We start from the raw sequence: 12,706 nt of genomic DNA, 5'->3' as shown, positions 1-12,706 counted from the left end.
CATGAGAAATCTGTGACAACTACAATCGATTGTTTTTCAAGGCATCCACTAAATTTTTCACTTGAATAATATAAGCAATCATATCAGTTGCATGATACGACTTCGTTTCAGAAAATCCGTAAAGGTCTTCTATTTGCTGCATCGAGCCTTTTGACGAATAAACCATCTGCTCAAGTAAATTTTGTAGCGTCATAATCTGATTTAAGGTTTGCTCTGTTGCCTGCTGAATCGTTTGCATATTGTCCGCTAATTGCTGTTCAGATTCTTCAATTCGAATAAAATATTGTTGTGTTTGCGCCGACATTTGTTGCGTCTCATCCACCGTTTTTTGTTCTAGTACAACATTCGTAGCGACACGCTCCATATGCTGAACAATATCGGATACTTTACCGTTAATTTGCTCAAGTGCTTGTTTGCTTTGCTCTGCTAGTTTTCGAACTTCCGCAGCGACAACAGCAAACCCCTTACCATGCTCACCTGCACGGGCCGCCTCAATTGAAGCATTCAATGCGAGTAAATTTGTTTGATCCGCAATGGCGCCAATTAACTTCGCAAAATCTTGAATTTCCTTCGTGTCTTTTTGCAAATCACCAATCGATACACCGACATTTGTAAAGATACGACGCACATTTTCCATTTGACCACTTAGCGCATCCATTTGATGACGCCCCTCTTCAATCAATTGGCGGTTTTGATCCACTTGTGATTCCACGGAAGCTGTAATTTGCTGAATTTCTTCAGTTTCTTGCACGATTGATTGTGCATTTTCATAAGTAGAACTTAGCAGCGTTTGGTCTTGCTGAAGCGACTCCGAAATGACAGAAATCCGTTCGATAAATAAGTGATCGCCTTCCGTAGTTTTCGTATTAGTTTTTTTCAACAACTCCAGCAATTCCTCTACACCTTCAATAATTTGAGCGCGCTCATCTGGTGTTAGTGTTTCGATTTCCTGTTTAACGTCTTCTACTACTTGCCCTTTGTTCAACCATCGTTTTAACATGTCATTCACTCCGCTCTTAATTTACCAAAGCCAATTAGCACCATCGTTTGGTTTAACTGTGATTTATTTAGCTGCTCACCGTAACTCGAAAACCCGCATAAATTCGGAAGTTGTTTTAAACGCTCATTCATTTGTCCAAAGAGACGCTCTTGTTGGAACTGCAGCTTTCGGAGAATACAATTACACGCAAAGACGCCATTTAATTCAGTGAAATGATTCGTGAAATTATCAATTGTTTTTTCCATTTCCTTAATCGCATCACGCGGCTGTAAAATTTCTAACGTAGCCCCTTCGTACACTTGGCAATAAAATTCAAGTGCACCCGATTCTCTCACCATAAACGGCGATGCATTATGAAACTCATTATTGAATTTTCTCCCTAACGGATAAAGTGACCAATGCTGCGCAAGCGTACTGACCGGCACACCTAATGCTTTTGCATACACTTCTGCTGCTGGGCGCCCATCCATTTCATAAACAAGGCGCTTTTCTGGGTCGGCTTTTGTAATTTTGACCTTTTTGCCCGTGCTTTCAAAATTATTTTCCTTAATAATATAAAAATCAACAGTTGGCTTCATAAAAATGACTGCCCCACCTGTTGATGTAATTTCACCATTTACACTAACATATGTCGCCTCAAATTTTGCATCATCTCCGGCAGTACCACCGAAAATCGGGAATCCGTCATGTTCAAAAATCGAATTGACAACCGACAGCATTTTTTCCTCTCCTGCATGTAAGCCAACAGGAAATACAAATGCAAGGCCTTCTTTTTCGATATTTTTTGACTGTAATGGAATGCCTAATTGCTTGGCAGAGCTTACAAGCTTTTGGCGCTCAAAGATTGGGTATTGTGCGATATCGGTCATTAATGTCGGTTGAACTTTACCAAACTGTGCTGCATAACTTTGTACACTTAGGCTATGTTCATCAAATCCTAGTGGACCCATTTCTCCAGTCGTCGTTACTCCAACAACCTGGCTTTTTGGGTATTTTATCGCAAAGCATGCGACAAGCTCTTCAAATGAGTAAGACGTACTTGCAAAAAATAGCACCAATGCAGGGTCCTTATGTATCGTAAACGAAAGTTCATCTATTGCTTTTTGAACTTGCTTTGTTTTTGTTATCGCCGAACGGATTAAATCCATATTATTACTCCTCTTCATTCTCTATATAAAATCTAATTCTTCCAATTACTACCGAAATATTATAACATAAACAAAAAATGTATCAAATTTAACTCTCTACCATACAATAAGACTCACTTAACGAAAATATTAAGTGAGTCTTAAGTTTCAATATCCAATTATGTAGCGTAAAGCAGCCATTGTTATTACACCTGCAATTACCGTTTTCGACAAGCTCTTTGTCAGTAACGCAACGAATAATGTCGGAATAAACGCCGCGACATTCAGCCAATTGACTGTTACAAACGATTGTTCATACTTAAAAAAACCTTCAATGACAAGTGCAGACAAAATACAAACAGGTATGTAGGCAAGCCAGCGCAGTACAATATCTGGCATGTTCATATTTTTCACTAAGACAAATGGTAAAATACGCGGAATCCATGTTACCATTGCACAACCCAAAATCAACAAAATCATCGCAAATGTTGTCGTCATTTTTCAGTCACCACCCCTATCGTTGCTACAACTACCGTTGATAGAAGTACTGCTAAATGTCCTGGCATGAAATACAGCATACCGTACATACTAACGGCCATGACCACAATTAATTTTAAGTAATGCATAATTTTTTCACGCGCAATACTTTGCAAGGTTAATACAAGTAATGCCACAAACATTGCCACAAGCGCATAATCCAGTCCCCATTGTTCGGGATCTGGTAGCCATTGCCCGATGACCCCACCCACCGTACAAGCCGCTATCCAAGTCGTATACGCTGTAATATTTAAGCCATCCATCCACTTCCCGCCAAGACGCCCTTCTTTACTAGCCGTCACAACGGACACACCAAATGTTTCATCTGTTAACAGCGTACCAAAGCCAATGTTACGGAGCATCGAATGTTTCGTAAAATACGGCGCAACCGTTAACGACATTAGTAAGTGTCTCAAATTGACAATAAAAATTGTAACAATGACCGCTGTTACAGGGGCTCCCGCTACATACAGTCCACAAAAAATAAACTGTGCAGAACCCGCATAAACAAGCACCGATAGTAAAAAGACCTCTAACACCGAAATCCCTGAAGCAATGCCAACTACCCCAAATGCTACACCGATACTAATATAACCGAGTAATGTTGGAATGCAGTCTTTTACACCTTGCCTAAACGTATCCGGTGTATACGTGTTTTTTTCAATTTGCCCCATGTCTCTCGCCCCTAAATAGTCATTCTCTTCAGAAAATAAAAAAATGTATAAAGAACGCCATTACCAATATGGCAACAGCGTTCTTTTTAAAAATTATACGTAATAGTTTTCTACTACATCCGCACAACGTTTACATAATGTCGCGTGCTTGTCTTCCGTACCAACTGTTTCCGCAATTGTCCAGCAGCGTTCACATTTCTCGCCGTCTGCCTTTTCAACAACTAAAGCGGTTTTTTCTAATTGTAGGCTTTCTGCAGGAGCTGATTCTTTGCTGCCCGCTACTACAAATTGAGAGACGATTGAAAGTTGCGCAAAGTCAATACTTGCATCATTTAATAATTCAACTGTTTCTGCATCTGCATAAACAGAGATTTTTGCTTCTAATGATTTACCGATTGTTTTCGCGTTACGCGCTTCTTCTAACGCTTTTAACACTTCATTACGCACAGCAATTAATTTTGCCCATTTCGGACGTAATTGTTCGAAGTTCGCTTTTTCGTCTACTTCTGGGAAGTCTGTTAATTGAACTGAAAGCTCTTTTCCTTCGAATGTCATGTAGCCCCATAGCTCTTCTGTTGTATGAGGGATCATTGGTGTTAATAATTTCACTAACGCCATTAAAGTATCATACATAACTGTTTGCATTGCACGACGGTTTTTGTTATCTGTACCTTCGATGTACACAATGTCTTTTGCGATATCTAAGTAGAATGAAGATAATTCGATTGCGACAAAGTTGTTTACTGTTGTGTACACCGTTGAGAAGTCATAACGGTCATATGCTGCACGGATTGCCTTTACTGTATCTTGTAAGCGCATGTACATATATTGATCCATTTCATTTAACTCTTCGTAAGCTACGCGGTCTTGACTTGGATTGAAGTCTGTCACGTTCCCGTGTAAGAAACGTAATGTGTTACGCACTTTACGGTATGTTTCAGAAACTTGTTTTAGCATATCCATTGAGATACGTACATCACTTGTGTAATCGACTGAAGCTACCCACATACGTAAGATGTCTGCACCATATTGGTTCATTACTTTTAATGGATCAATTGTGTTACCAAGTGATTTCGACATTTTACGGCCTTCGCCATCTAATACGAAACCATGTGTTAATAAGCCTTTGTATGGTGCAACGCCATTAATCGCAACAGATGTAATTAATGATGAGTTGAACCAGCCACGGTGTTGGTCTGAACCTTCTAAGTAAAGGTCAGCAGGGTATTTCATACCGCGCTCAGCAAGTACACCTTGGTGAGATGAGCCTGAATCGAACCATACGTCCATGATGTCGTTTTCTTTTGTGAATTTACCGTTCGGGCTACCTTCGTGTGTGAAGCCTTCAGGAAGTAACTCAACTGCTTCACGTTGGAACCAGATGTTTGAGCCATTTTCACGGAATAATTTTGAAATATGTGCGATTGTTTCTGGTGTGATGATTGGTGTTTCATCTTCTGCATAGAAAATTGGAATCGGTACACCCCATGCACGTTGACGAGAGATTACCCAGTCACCGCGGTCACGAATCATATTGTACAGACGCGTTTCGCCCCATGCTGGTGTGAATTCTGTTGATTTTACTGCATCTAATAACTCACCACGGAACATTTCTACTGAAGCAAACCATTGTGGTGTTGCACGGTAGATGACTGGTTTTTTTGTACGCCAGTCGTGTGGGTATGAGTGTGAGAATTTAGAAACGTTTAATAATGCGCCTTCTTCTTTTAACTTTTCAATCACGATTGGGTTTGCTTTTTCATAGAATAAACCTTCAAAGCCAGGTGCTTCATTTGTATAGCAACCACCGTTATCTACTGGTGATAAAATTTCTAAGCCGTATTGTTTCCCGATTTGGTAATCGTCTTCACCATGTCCTGGCGCTGTGTGTACACATCCTGTACCCGCTTCAGCAGTTACGTGCTCACCAACCATTACTAATGAATCGCGCTTGTAAATTGGGTGTTCTGCTACGATTAAATCAAGCTCTTGCCCTTTTACTTCTTGAACGATTTCGTACGTTTCCCAACCGAAAGTTGTTGCAAGCTTTTCAACTAAGTCTTTCATCACGATGTATTTTGCACCGTTTGCTTGTGCTACTACATATGTGTACTCAGGATTTACTGAAATCCCTAAGTTTGCCGGAATTGTCCATGGTGTCGTTGTCCAGATGATGAATTTCGCGTCTGCTGGTACAACACCTTTTGCATCTTTAATGTTGAACGCTACATAGATTGAGTACGATTCCACATCTTTATATTCGATTTCTGCTTCTGCTAATGCCGATTCAGAAGATGGTGACCAATAAACTGGTTTTAAGCCTTTATAGATATAGCCTTTTTCAGCCATTTTACCGAATACTTCGATTTGACGCGCTTCGAATTCAGGCTTTAATGTGATGTATGGGTTTGCCCAGTCGCCACGAACACCTAAACGTTGGAATTGTGTGCTTTGGTTTGCTACTTGCTCATACGCATACTTTTCACATAGCTCACGGAAATCCGCTACTGACATTTCTTTACGCTTAACGCCTTTGTTTGTTAATGCTTGCTCGATTGGTAAACCATGTGTATCCCAACCTGGAATATAGTTCACGTTGAAACCAGTCATTGATTTATGACGGTTAATCATATCTTTAATGACTTTGTTTAATGCATGACCTGCATGAATGTCGCCGTTTGCATAAGGAGGGCCATCATGTAATAAGAAGTGTGGGCGGTCTTTTGTGCGCTCTAACACTAATTTGTTGATGTCCATTTCATCCCATTGTGCTTGGATTTGGGGTTCTTTTGTCGGTAAGCCACCGCGCATTGGGAAATCTGTTTTCGGCATTAATAACGTCTCTTTGTACTCTACCATGTAAAATCCTCCTAAATAAAAATAAATGTAATGCTCTACTACGGGCGAATTGGACTTCTGCTGAATCAGTTGAATAAAAAAAGCCCCTCCATCCCTGTTAAAAGGGACGAGGAGCATTAGTCTCGTGGTACCACCCTAATTTCGCTATAAATAGCCTCATTAGACACTGTAACGTCGTGTGACACGAAATAGCTTACTTAATCAATTACGCCTTCGCATAATTGCGTCCAGATTTTTTTGAGTAAACTCAAAAAACTTCCTTTAAAATCTGTGACGTCCGTCGTTCGGCTATTTAGCTCAGGAGTGATTTTCAATTTAGCTTGTTTTGTTCGAGCTTTCACCATCCTCGAATCGCTAAGCGGCAATGCTAAATGTACTGTCTCCATCAAAGCTTTATGCGTTGTGCATAGAATCATTATTTTTCAGTATAAAAATCGTAATGAGAAAAGTCAAGTACGTTCCCTTAATACGCTGAATTACTATCTGTTGAAGCAGCCTCGTCTTCATCTTGTTGACGTTGCTGATGTGGCGTTTGAATATCAGTTAGGTCGACATCATATTCTAATAGATGATCCCAGTCCCCTGTGTTTAACAGGTCTAACTGTGCTTCTACTAACATTTTAAAGCGGTTACGGAACACTTTAGATTGTTTCTTTAATTCGTCAATTTCAATCGTTACTTTGCGCGCTTTTGATAACGCATCATTAATAATACGATCGGCATTTTTTTCTGCTTCTTTGACAATTAATTTTGACTCTTTTTGAGAGTTACGGCGTACTTCATCGGCAGCCTCTTGCGCTACAACGATGGATTTTTGCAATGTTTCTTCTAATGAATTGTAATGATTCATTCTTTCAGACATTGATTTCACTTGGTCTTCTAGCTCTTTTTTCTCGCGCAAAATAATTTCATAGTCTTTAATCACTTGATCTAAAAACTCATTTACCTCGTCTTCAGCATAGCCACGGAAACCGCGTGTAAACTCTTTGTTATGTATATCAAGAGGTGATAATGGCATATCGTTCTACTCTCCTTTGCACGTACATTGTTACAAAATATTATAAACGTTTCTCAAATGAATAACATCTATTTTCATAAAAAATACTTGAAAGTTAGGCTTTTTGCTCTAAACGTCCTACTTGTAAGCGGATTTTATCTTTTTTTGTTCGTCCTTCTGTCATAATGACTTTCAAACGGCCAAATCCGCGTGCTGAGACAATATCGCCTTCTTGTAGTTCAAATGCGACCGCCTCACGCACCGTCCAGTTCACTTTTACTTTCCCGCCATTAATTAAGCTTTGTGATTTTTGGCGTGAAATATTGGCAACAGTAGCAAGTACAACATCTAAACGCATTGAAGACACCGTATACGAGCTTTCCACCCAATGTTCCTCGTTTTGGATAAGTGGCGTTGAACTACCTAGTTCCTCCACATGCACTTTCACTTTTCCCATACCAGTTAAATTTGCACGGACATAATCTGCTATTTCTTGTGCTAAAGCAAATTGCACGGTATTTTCACCCAAGCGAATATCACCAAACTTACTACGATCTAATCCAATTGATAATAACGCCCCTAATACATCCGGATGGCGCAACTGCACAAACTTTGCTGGGTAATGAATCGTATAAACGCCAATTTGAAAGTCTTCTTCTGTCGGCTCAAGATAAGAAGGCGCAATTAAAATACGTTGTCGCTCTGCCTCTTTAAACGTCCCTTCAGTAAATATACGCAAGTCTTCATTTTGGCCAATGACAGATTCCACAATAAAGCGCTGTCTTGGGTCTAAAAAATCCGTCAGCTTCGGCGCATAACGATCTTCTACCTCACGCTGCCAACCGATAACCTGCTCAATAAATGGCTGTTCATCTTTACGGAAATGTTGAATTAAATGCTCCATCTTAATCCTACCTTCTTAAAGTATATACTATACCTATTCCTTTTTATTTCCAAATTTAAACACTCCAAAAGAAAACCCCTACAACATGTTGTGAAGGGGTTTTTCTTGGCTTATAGTAAGAAACCTAGAACGCTATAAACACCACGTTCAATGAAGTAAAGTACGAATAAACCAACGATTGGTGAAATGTCAATCATGCCAATTGGTGGGATAAACTTACGGAAGAAACCTAAGTATGGTTCACATACTTTTTCTAGGAAACGCCCGACTGCTGACTCTTGGAGTGCTGGAATCCAAGACATTAATATGTAACCAATCAGCATGTAACGGTAAATAAGAAATGCTGTAGATATAACGCCAAAAATGATCATCTGATTACCTCACTATTACTAAATTACTCGAATGTTAAATTCGAAATTTCTCCTGATACCTCTACGTTTTCTGGTGTACATAAGAAAATATCGTTGCCGATACGTTGAATATCGCCACCTAACGCATACACTGTTCCGCTTAAAAAGTCGATAATGCGCTTGCCTTGATCGCGGTCAATGCGCTGTAAATTAACAACCGTCGCACGTCGTTGTTTTAAATGCTCAGCAATATCTTGTGCCTCCGCATAAACACGTGGTTCGATTAATACTAATTTTGAATTTTTAGAAGAAGCCGCCGCTTGTAAACTCACAACATTGTTATTATTTTGGTTATGGTTTTGCACAACAACCTCATTGCGTTGCTGCGAATTCTGCGGAACTTTACGCTCTTTTTTCATCCGATTTTGAATGACCTGCGTTTGCTGCTTTTGAACTGCCTCTTGATAGTGCACTTCCTTTGGAGCGGCTTTTGACGCTTGCTTTGTTGGTGCTGCTTGTGCAGGAGCTTGTTCTTCCTCGACATCTTCTAAATAAAAGAATTTATCAAAAATATTTTTAATGCTCATCGTAAATCCTCCTTAACCAACAAGAGCCGTTCCAATTCTGACAAACGTTGCGCCTTCTTCGACCGCAAGCTCATAGTCATTCGACATTCCCATTGAAAGCTCTGTACAAGGTACATTGGAAATGCTTAATTCGGACACTTGTTGCTGCAATTGTTTTAGTTGTTTAAACACTTCACGAATTTTAGTTTCATCTTCAGTAAACGGAGCCATCGTCATTAAGCCAACTACTTCGATTTTCGAAAATTGCTCTAGCTGTTTTACAAATGCTAGTGTCTGTTCTTTCGTTAAACCGTGTTTAGATTCTTCCCCTGAAACATTCACCTGTACAAAACACTTCACCGTTTTTGTTGCTCGTTTTTCAATTTCTTCGGCTAAGCTTAAACGGTCTAATGAATGTAAATAATCAATTTGGTCGATTACTTGCTTTACTTTACGTGTTTGTAACGAACCAATATAGTGCCATGAAACAGTTGCATCAATTGCTTGTCGTTTATTTTCGAGGCCTTCTGGACGGTTTTCGCCTAAATGAATTAAGCCCGCTTCAATCGCCTCTTGTGTGCGTGCTACATCTACTTCTTTCGTTACAGCAATAATGTTCACCTGCTGCGATGCGTTTACACGTAACTTTGCTTGTTTTATTTGAGTTTGAATAATTTCTAAATTATTTTCGATTTTCGCCACTTTTTTCCCAACTTTACAACAATAGTTTCCTTCATTGTAACAAGGCAAGGAGCTTTTTTCAATGAATAGCCCGACCTATTCCTCTGGAGTCTTCACTAATATGACATCTTTTCCTACTGTGAGGATATGACTGAAAGCAATTTTCTTAACTGTCTCTTCCCCTTGAAATAAGTGGTAAAACTTTTTTGGTGTAGAAATAATGAGCGCCACAATTTCTCCACGTGCTTCATCAATCTCCGCATCGACAATATAACCAATGAATTTCCCACTAACTGAATCAATAATTTCCTTCTCCTGTACGGAGGAAAAGCGCATCTTTCCATCCTTTCAAGTAAAATAATGAGCGAAAAGGGACAGCCCTTTTAACGGACGGTCCCTTGGATTGACGGATTACCGAAAATCGCGCTTTAATAATTCCACTGCGCTTTTTTCTAACCTAGAAATTTGTGCTTGAGAGATCCCTAAACTTTGCGCAATTTCCGTTTGCGTTTCACCTAAGAAAAACCGTTTTTCGATAATCATCTTTTGGCGGCTATTTAAACGTTTCATGCTTTCTTGTAACGAGATGGTCCCTACCCATTGTTCTTCAGTTACTTTATCCTTAATTTGATCCATCATATAAATCGCGTCACCACCGTCTGAATAAATCGGTTCGTTTAGTGACATTGGATCTTGAATGGCATCTAGTGCGAATAACACATCTTCTTTTTTCATTTCAATCGCCTGTGCTAGCTGCTCGATTGTTGGTTCACGTAAATGCTCGGTAATATAGCGCTCTTTTGCCTGCATCGCTTTATACGCAATATCACGTAAAGAACGTGACACTCTCAGCGCATGATGATCGCGCAAATGCCGACGAATTTCACCCATAATCATCGGTACAGCATACGTGGAAAAACGCACATTATGCTTTAAATCAAAATTATCAATCGCCTTCAGTAAACCAATGCAACCTACTTGAAACAGGTCATCTGCTTGCTCTCCGCGATATGCATAGCGTCCAACAATACTTAACACTAATCGCAAATTACAAAACACGAGTTCATCACGTACATACAGCTCTCCTTGTTGCAAACGGATAAATAAATTTTTCATTTCATCTGGCTTTAATACTGGCAATGTAGATGTATCGACGCCGCATAATTCTACTTTCGTACGCATAATTCACCTTCCGAACTTCATGATTAACATCAGTTTGTCCGAAACAACTCGCACTATGCGCGCCAAAATTAGCCATTATTACGCAATCGGTTCATTTAAATATTCACGTAAATCAAGAATGATTTTTTTCTCAAGGCGTGAAATATAGGACTGTGAAATGCCCAAATGGTCAGCCACTTCCTTTTGTGTCATTTCCTCTTTGCCATTTAACCCAAAGCGACATTCCATAATATACTTTTCGCGTGGTGTTAATTGATTAATCGCCATAAACATGTGCTGGCGTTCAATTTTTCGTTCAACATCCATCGAAATAATATGCTCTTCTGTCCCTAAAATATCGGACAGTAATAATTCATTGCCGTCTGCATCAGCATTGAGCGGTTCGTCAAACGACACTTCCCCCTTCATACGGCTCGTCTTACGTAAGTGCATCAAAATTTCGTTTTCGATGCAGCGCGAGGCATAGGTTGCTAATTTAATGTTTTTATCTAAATTAAACGTTTCAATCGCCTTAATAAGCCCAATCGAACCGATACTGATTAAATCCTCGATCGGTGTTGCTGTATTATCAAAGCGCCTTGCAATATAAACGACCAAACGTAAATTACGTTCAATCAGCATATCTCTCGCGTGTAAGTCTCCATTCATAAAAGCTTCAACGACAACAACTTCTTCTTCTCGTGTTAATGGAATAGGCAATGAATCATGTCCCCCTATATAGTATGTCCCTTTTTTTGTAAAGTAGCTAAATAGTTTAAAAATCCATGATTTGATTTTTTGTAGCAATATCGAGCCTCCCTTATGAATTAGTCAGAACAGAAACATGTGCAATCATATGTGCATTTTGAGGAAACGTCGTCGCATTTTTTGTAAAAACGACATAATGATCAACATACAGATGATCATGAATGTGCAATTTGACACGAAATGCGGGCACGATCGTCGTTGTTTTTTGTACAGTAGAAATCGCAACCATTCGTATACATTTTTGGAGTGGCGCAGCAAACATTGTGATTTCGTGCGGGCTTTTTTCATCCCATGTCAGTAACCCTCTTTTTAATGGATCTGACATCAAAGCTTGCACGGCGTCATACGCGATAAAATGCACAGGTGCCCGACTAATCGGTTCCACGCATTCATTCCCCGTATCAATATAGGCAATGAGTTCCCACGGTTCCTCATTAAAAAAAACGGTACATGGGGTTACAAAGCGTAGCTGCACAACTTGCTGTAACTTTTTCACCCAGCCGAACTTTAAGGCTAGTAAGCTACTACATACTATGCCAACGCACAGTAAAATATATACAAAATAGGCACGAGAAAATAATAGTGGTTGTAGCGCAGTTAACAAGCCACCTACCAAAAGCGTTGCTACAACAAGCCACCGTCCGTATTTGAATAAGGCAGGAATACGAAAGGAATACGCAATCCCTATCAGTACGACAAAGCACACAAAAACACTCAAAATACGGTCATACATCAGAAGTGCAATCATGGCACTACAAAAAGCACTCGTAAGCAAACGCCACAATCTAATTTTCGAATGTGTCATCGCCTCAATAAATTTTAATAAGGCAATATTGACGAAAAAGTTAAACAACAACACCCATTCTGCATACATGCTTTGTCCTCCTAAGCAAAGATTACCAAATACAAGGAGGCGCTTTTTGTCAAACGAGCATAGCTTTTCAAGAAAATCGATTGACATACAACTTTATATTTTTGAATATTTCGACAAGTTAAACCCATTTAATCATTTTGATGTATATCTTGAGAATTAATGAGTATATTAATAAAAAATAACTTAAATCAATCAACTATCAGACAAA

At 39.5% G+C, this 12,706-nt stretch carries 14 protein-coding genes and 1 other annotated feature; all 14 genes read right to left on the bottom strand.

Going from position 1 to position 12,706, the window contains the following annotated elements; genetic code table 11:
* Window positions 1–19: 19 nt before the first annotated feature.
* On the bottom strand, window positions 20–1,000 hold the full coding sequence (locus NSQ62_RS03865) for a methyl-accepting chemotaxis protein (protein ID WP_341322616.1): 981 nt from the start codon (window positions 998–1,000) through the stop codon (window positions 20–22).
* 5 nt (window positions 1,001–1,005) lie between these two features.
* Entirely contained in the window at window positions 1,006–2,148 is a 1,143-nt protein-coding gene (locus NSQ62_RS03860; RefSeq protein WP_341322615.1) for an FIST N-terminal domain-containing protein, read from the bottom strand.
* A gap of 147 nt (window positions 2,149–2,295) precedes the next feature.
* Window positions 2,296–2,625, bottom strand: a complete 330-nt coding sequence (locus tag NSQ62_RS03855) for an AzlD domain-containing protein (RefSeq protein WP_341322614.1) — start codon at window positions 2,623–2,625, stop codon at window positions 2,296–2,298.
* Window positions 2,622–3,338, bottom strand: a complete 717-nt coding sequence (locus tag NSQ62_RS03850) for an AzlC family ABC transporter permease (protein WP_341322613.1) — start codon at window positions 3,336–3,338, stop codon at window positions 2,622–2,624. Before NSQ62_RS03850 ends, NSQ62_RS03855 begins: the two co-directional genes overlap by 4 nt.
* 93 nt (window positions 3,339–3,431) lie before the next feature.
* Window positions 3,432–6,197 carry an isoleucine--tRNA ligase gene (ileS, locus tag NSQ62_RS03845; RefSeq protein WP_341322612.1) on the bottom strand — a complete coding sequence of 922 codons (2,766 nt, stop codon included), beginning with the start codon at window positions 6,195–6,197 and terminating at the stop codon, window positions 3,432–3,434.
* Window positions 6,198–6,296: 99 nt separating this feature from the next.
* Window positions 6,297–6,595, bottom strand: a binding site (T-box leader).
* 65 nt (window positions 6,596–6,660) lie between these two features.
* Window positions 6,661–7,215 carry a DivIVA domain-containing protein gene (locus tag NSQ62_RS03840; RefSeq protein ID WP_341322611.1) on the bottom strand — a complete coding sequence of 185 codons (555 nt, stop codon included), beginning with the start codon at window positions 7,213–7,215 and terminating at the stop codon, window positions 6,661–6,663.
* Between the two features lie 94 nt (window positions 7,216–7,309).
* Entirely contained in the window at window positions 7,310–8,098 is a 789-nt protein-coding gene (locus NSQ62_RS03835; protein WP_341322610.1) for an RNA-binding protein, read from the bottom strand.
* A gap of 110 nt (window positions 8,099–8,208) precedes the next feature.
* The gene (locus tag NSQ62_RS03830; protein WP_341322609.1) at window positions 8,209–8,469 is read right to left on the bottom strand and encodes a YggT family protein; all 261 of its coding nucleotides are present in this window, start codon (window positions 8,467–8,469) and stop codon (window positions 8,209–8,211) included.
* 23 nt (window positions 8,470–8,492) lie between these two features.
* Window positions 8,493–9,035 carry a cell division protein SepF gene (locus tag NSQ62_RS03825; protein ID WP_341322608.1) on the bottom strand — a complete coding sequence of 181 codons (543 nt, stop codon included), beginning with the start codon at window positions 9,033–9,035 and terminating at the stop codon, window positions 8,493–8,495.
* Between the two features lie 12 nt (window positions 9,036–9,047).
* The gene (locus NSQ62_RS03820) at window positions 9,048–9,716 is read right to left on the bottom strand and encodes a YggS family pyridoxal phosphate-dependent enzyme (RefSeq protein ID WP_341322607.1); all 669 of its coding nucleotides are present in this window, start codon (window positions 9,714–9,716) and stop codon (window positions 9,048–9,050) included.
* Between the two features lie 75 nt (window positions 9,717–9,791).
* Window positions 9,792–10,031, bottom strand: a complete 240-nt coding sequence (locus NSQ62_RS03815; RefSeq protein WP_341322606.1) for a YlmC/YmxH family sporulation protein — start codon at window positions 10,029–10,031, stop codon at window positions 9,792–9,794.
* Window positions 10,032–10,106: 75 nt separating this feature from the next.
* Window positions 10,107–10,877: an RNA polymerase sporulation sigma factor SigG gene (sigG, locus tag NSQ62_RS03810; protein WP_341322605.1), complete on the bottom strand. Its 771-nt coding sequence runs from the start codon at window positions 10,875–10,877 to the stop codon at window positions 10,107–10,109.
* A gap of 78 nt (window positions 10,878–10,955) precedes the next feature.
* Window positions 10,956–11,663 carry an RNA polymerase sporulation sigma factor SigE gene (sigE, locus tag NSQ62_RS03805; RefSeq protein WP_341322604.1) on the bottom strand — a complete coding sequence of 236 codons (708 nt, stop codon included), beginning with the start codon at window positions 11,661–11,663 and terminating at the stop codon, window positions 10,956–10,958.
* A 13-nt stretch (window positions 11,664–11,676) separates the two neighbouring features.
* Complete coding sequence (locus NSQ62_RS03800; RefSeq protein ID WP_341322603.1) at window positions 11,677–12,498, bottom strand: sigma-E processing peptidase SpoIIGA; 822 nt, start codon at window positions 12,496–12,498, stop codon at window positions 11,677–11,679.
* Between the last annotated feature and the right edge of the window lie 208 nt (window positions 12,499–12,706).

It is taken from the genome of Solibacillus sp. FSL H8-0523, assembly GCF_038051985.1.
Lineage (GTDB): Bacteria > Bacillota > Bacilli > Bacillales_A > Planococcaceae > Solibacillus.
Note: the sequence above shows the minus strand (reverse complement) of the source record. Positions and strands in the feature narration are given on the sequence as shown.

What these genes read in the sequence shown, in the direction of transcription:
- NSQ62_RS03840 (WP_341322611.1), bottom strand. Translation starts at nt 7,215, where the DNA reads ATGCCATTATCACCTCTTGATATACATAACAAAGAGTTTACACGCGGT.
- NSQ62_RS03830 (WP_341322609.1), bottom strand. Translation starts at nt 8,469, where the DNA reads ATGATCATTTTTGGCGTTATATCTACAGCATTTCTTATTTACCGTTAC.
- NSQ62_RS03850 (WP_341322613.1), bottom strand. Translation starts at nt 3,338, where the DNA reads ATGGGGCAAATTGAAAAAAACACGTATACACCGGATACGTTTAGGCAA.
- ileS (WP_341322612.1), bottom strand. Translation starts at nt 6,197, where the DNA reads ATGGTAGAGTACAAAGAGACGTTATTAATGCCGAAAACAGATTTCCCA.
- NSQ62_RS03865 (WP_341322616.1), bottom strand. Translation starts at nt 1,000, where the DNA reads ATGTTAAAACGATGGTTGAACAAAGGGCAAGTAGTAGAAGACGTTAAA.
- NSQ62_RS03815 (WP_341322606.1), bottom strand. Translation starts at nt 10,031, where the DNA reads ATGCGCTTTTCCTCCGTACAGGAGAAGGAAATTATTGATTCAGTTAGT.
- NSQ62_RS03855 (WP_341322614.1), bottom strand. Translation starts at nt 2,625, where the DNA reads ATGACGACAACATTTGCGATGATTTTGTTGATTTTGGGTTGTGCAATG.
- NSQ62_RS03835 (WP_341322610.1), bottom strand. Translation starts at nt 8,098, where the DNA reads ATGGAGCATTTAATTCAACATTTCCGTAAAGATGAACAGCCATTTATT.
- NSQ62_RS03800 (WP_341322603.1), bottom strand. Translation starts at nt 12,498, where the DNA reads ATGTATGCAGAATGGGTGTTGTTGTTTAACTTTTTCGTCAATATTGCC.
- sigG (WP_341322605.1), bottom strand. Translation starts at nt 10,877, where the DNA reads ATGCGTACGAAAGTAGAATTATGCGGCGTCGATACATCTACATTGCCA.
- NSQ62_RS03825 (WP_341322608.1), bottom strand. Translation starts at nt 9,035, where the DNA reads ATGAGCATTAAAAATATTTTTGATAAATTCTTTTATTTAGAAGATGTC.
- NSQ62_RS03860 (WP_341322615.1), bottom strand. Translation starts at nt 2,148, where the DNA reads ATGGATTTAATCCGTTCGGCGATAACAAAAACAAAGCAAGTTCAAAAA.